Origin of the sequence: Daejeonella sp. (assembly GCF_049655485.1) — a bacterium.
Classification (GTDB): domain Bacteria; phylum Bacteroidota; class Bacteroidia; order Sphingobacteriales; family Sphingobacteriaceae; genus Daejeonella.
Genome location: NZ_JBASJU010000189.1, coordinates 1 through 3,397, shown reverse-complemented (window position 1 = coordinate 3,397; position 3,397 = coordinate 1). Strand labels below are relative to the sequence as shown.

Below are 3,397 nucleotides of genomic sequence, written 5' to 3'. Positions count from 1 at the left end.
AAAACCTCGTCGAAGTTTTCAGGAAAGCATCAGCCAGCCTTGTTGTCGGAGGTTATGTTTACCTTGGAGAGCTGCACCCGTTCAAACAATATTCAGGCAGTAAAGCACGGTTCGATACTGAAAACGGCGTACAGGCAGTGCCTTGTTTTATCCATCATGTTTCAGACTTTGTCCTTGCAGCGAAGAATAATGTCTTAACTATCATTGGATTAAATGAATATTTTGATGAAGATGATCGTGCTACGATTCCAAGAATATTGACATTGCTTTTTAGAAAAATCGATGGTTAAAGAGCAAACTCGCCACGAAACAGCGTTTCCCTTTCGGGAAGTAAAAGAAAAATACCATTTTGAGAAAACTCCCTGCATTTTTAACTGGAGTGGAGGCAAAGACAGCGCCCTCGCACTATACCATTGCCTGAAGGATCCCAATCTGGATATCCGGTACCTGCTTACTACCGTAAATGACAGCGCAAACCGCATTTCCATGCATGGTGTCCGCGAAGAGCTACTAATCAGCCAGGCGGAATCCATAGGTATCCCGCTTTATCAGATCAGGCTGCCTGAAATGCCTGGCATGGAAGAGTATAATGAGATTATGGGCAAGCATCTCCAGAAATTTAAGAATGAAGGTATTACCCATTCTATATTTGGCGACATCTTTCTGGAGGATTTAAAGAAATACCGTGAAGAACGACTGTCCGAAGCAGGATTAAAAGCCATTTTCCCTTTATGGAAAAGGGACACGACCGCACTTATCAATGAATTCCTTGATCTTGGCTTTCGCACGATGATCGTGTGTACGCAGCATCATTTAAAAGAGCTGACCGGAAAAGAGATTACAAAAGACCTTGTTTCAAAATTCCCTGAGGATATCGACGTATGCGGCGAGAACGGTGAATTCCACACTTTTGTATTTGACGGTCCAATCTTTAAGCAACCTGTATATTTCGAAATTGGAGATGAAATATTTAAGGAGTATAAAGCTCCCAAGAGTGCGGATGATAGTTGTTTATCAGCAGAAAGTGCTTCCGAAGCTACATCCGGATTTTGGTATACTGACCTTGTCCCAGGCAATTCATAATTTTCTCCTATAATTTTCTTAACTTTGCAGCATTATTTTGAAGGTGTAGTGCTTTCATATTTAAAAGCAATACATCATGAAAAAGATAGTTGACTACCGGAAACTTCTGGAGGTAGATAAAAACGCAGATCTGCAAACTTTGAAATCAGTTTACCGTTCACTGATGAAAACCTGGCATCCTGATAAATATACAGAATCAGCCGAAGCCAGAAAGGAAGCGGAAGAAAAAAGCAAAACAATTATCGAAGCTTATCATTTTCTGGTTAGCATTGCTCCTGAAACACGTAACCAATCTTTCGCTGAATATACAATCACCACAACTACTTCAATGATTGTTGATTATGAATATCATCACCAGGTTTTGAAAGTTAGCTTTGCAGATGGCAACGTATATGAGTATTTTGACGTCCCCAAAGCGATTTATGTGAAGCTTATCAATGCTGATACACCCGGGCGTTTTGCGAGAAGACATATCTATAATAATTTCGTTTACAGAAGTACGAGTAGAATCGCCGCAAGCGTGTAAGCACAAAAAAGCCCGTCTCGATGAGACAGGCTTGTGATCTTTGGTATTCCGGGGTTATACAAAAGACGAGGCTGCACTTGTAATTCTCCAACCTTTTGTCGTGTTTGCAAGGCTAAGGTAAGTCACCTTAGAAAATCCGTCATATTTCATCAATACTTTAACCACACTTGCTGATGGAGTTGATTCAATAACGCTGTATTCAGTAATACAGTTTTGTTTTACGTTTTCACTTGTTTGTAAGTTGTTTAACACTTCAGTGCGGCCAAAGCTAAGGATGTTTTCGCCTCTAGAGGTAGTGAATTTCGCGTTCTTATCAAGGACTTCTGCAAGAGGAGCGATCTTGCCATTGGTTACAGCTTCGATGTAAATTTTCAAAGCATAGTTCATTTCAAGCTTCTCTTTTGCAGTGCCGTCTGCTGCTAATGATGAAAATGAGAAGGCAATTAATAATGCTGCGGCGATTGTTTTTAGAGTTTTCATAATGTTGGGTTTTAATTTAATGTTTGTGTGTTAATTATTTTTTTCTGGTTTGTTTCGTTGATCAAAAGTATATCACAAAACCATGCTGCCAAACTGCAATTAGGCAGATGGCATTAAGTTTTCGGTAAACGGCGGAAATTACTAGGTGAAAAAAGAGGTCGAATTTTTTACCGATTGGAAAGGTGATTTTCGCTTATATGGGGGGAATCGGAGGTCGGAGGTCAGAGGTCGGAAGTCGGAACAGTCAACTCAATGACTTCCTCCCTCCAACATCTTCCGAGCATGGAATACTCCAGGCAGGATAGCCTCAAGTGATTCACGGGCGCCATTAGCGCTACCGGGAAGGGTAACTATAAGCGTATTTGCAATAGTGCCTGCAACAGATCGGCTCATCATTGCCAAAGGGGTACGCATTTGTCCGAAACTGCGCATTGCTTCAGTTATACCATCAGCATCCCGTTCTAAGATCTCACGAACCGCGTTCGTGGTATTGTCTCTTGGCCCGAGGCCAGTGCCGCCAGTTGTGAATATGAATTGTATATCGGAAGCTACCCATTCCCTGATTTGGGCCTGGATCGCATCTTTGTCATCAGCAAGGACTTTATAATGAAGTACATTCGCTTTCACCTTTTCCAGCATAGCGGATACCAGTTTTCCGCTTTTGTCGTCTCGGGTGCCATTTGCGGTGGAATCAGAACATACTAATACAGCACAAGTAGGAGTAGATTCAATAAAACGATTGCGGTCGCTCTTTCCGCCTCTCTTCTCCAATAGTTTGATATGGCCAATCTCTAAGTATGTATCCACCGGCTTGAGCATATCATATATTTCAAGTGCCGCTACAGACACAGCAGTAAGGGTTTCCATTTCAATTCCTGTCCGGCCGATCGATTTTGCTTCGCCGCTGATAACAATCCCTGTACGCTCAAGAATACCGGAATCAAATAAGTCCGAATGAAGTTCCTGGCTTAGAAATTCAAAGGTAAAATCCATGGCATCAATGGTAACCGGATGGCAATGGGGAAGAAGCTGGGGTGTGAGTTTCGCACCAAGGAAACCAGCTGCACGCGCCACATCAAACAGATTACCCTTAGGCAAAGAGCCGGAATTGATCAGGTCTATTGATGCCGATGAACAAAATATAATTCCAACAGCTCTGGCTGTACGAAGGGTGATTTGTTTACTGGTTATGTCGCGCATGGGTGAATTACGAATTACGAATTATGAATTACGAAGGGCAAATTACTAAATGATGGCGGTTTTCTAAATTCATAATTTATGCGCCCAGCATCGTAATTCGTAATTCAT

General features: G+C 41.9%; 5 protein-coding genes. 3 read left to right on the top strand and 2 right to left on the bottom strand.

The window, feature by feature from the left end; all coding sequences use genetic code 11:
• The 3 genes from WBJ10_RS08040 to WBJ10_RS08030 all read left to right on the top strand — a co-directional run.
• Positions 1-290: hypothetical protein (locus WBJ10_RS08040; RefSeq protein ID WP_424289087.1), on the top strand; the 290-nt coding region annotated here is incomplete at its 5' end.
• The gene (locus tag WBJ10_RS08035) at positions 283-1,083 is read left to right on the top strand and encodes a diphthine--ammonia ligase (protein WP_424289085.1); all 801 of its coding nucleotides are present in this window, start codon (positions 283-285) and stop codon (positions 1,081-1,083) included. The genes WBJ10_RS08040 and WBJ10_RS08035, both read left to right, overlap by 8 nt.
• 76 nt (positions 1,084-1,159) lie before the next feature.
• A complete protein-coding gene (locus WBJ10_RS08030) occupies positions 1,160-1,609 on the top strand; it encodes a KTSC domain-containing protein (RefSeq protein WP_424289083.1) in 450 nt (149 codons plus the stop codon).
• 54 nt (positions 1,610-1,663) lie between these two features.
• Here WBJ10_RS08030 and WBJ10_RS08025 read toward each other — a convergent pair whose 3' ends face one another.
• Positions 1,664-2,089, bottom strand: coding sequence for a nuclear transport factor 2 family protein (locus WBJ10_RS08025; protein ID WP_424289081.1), 426 nt, complete (start codon positions 2,087-2,089; stop codon positions 1,664-1,666).
• 249 nt (positions 2,090-2,338) lie between these two features.
• Positions 2,339-3,289 carry a bifunctional molybdenum cofactor biosynthesis protein MoaC/MoaB gene (gene moaCB / locus WBJ10_RS08020; protein ID WP_424289079.1) on the bottom strand — a complete coding sequence of 317 codons (951 nt, stop codon included), beginning with the start codon at positions 3,287-3,289 and terminating at the stop codon, positions 2,339-2,341.
• Positions 3,290-3,397: the final 108 nt, after the last annotated feature.

Excerpts from the sequence above, each read along its gene's own strand:
- WBJ10_RS08030 (WP_424289083.1), top strand. The coding sequence starts at position 1,160 with ATGAAAAAGATAGTTGACTACCGGAAACTTCTGGAGGTAGATAAAAAC.
- WBJ10_RS08035 (WP_424289085.1), top strand. The coding sequence starts at position 283 with ATGGTTAAAGAGCAAACTCGCCACGAAACAGCGTTTCCCTTTCGGGAA.
- moaCB (WP_424289079.1), bottom strand. The coding sequence starts at position 3,289 with ATGCGCGACATAACCAGTAAACAAATCACCCTTCGTACAGCCAGAGCT.
- WBJ10_RS08025 (WP_424289081.1), bottom strand. The coding sequence starts at position 2,089 with ATGAAAACTCTAAAAACAATCGCCGCAGCATTATTAATTGCCTTCTCA.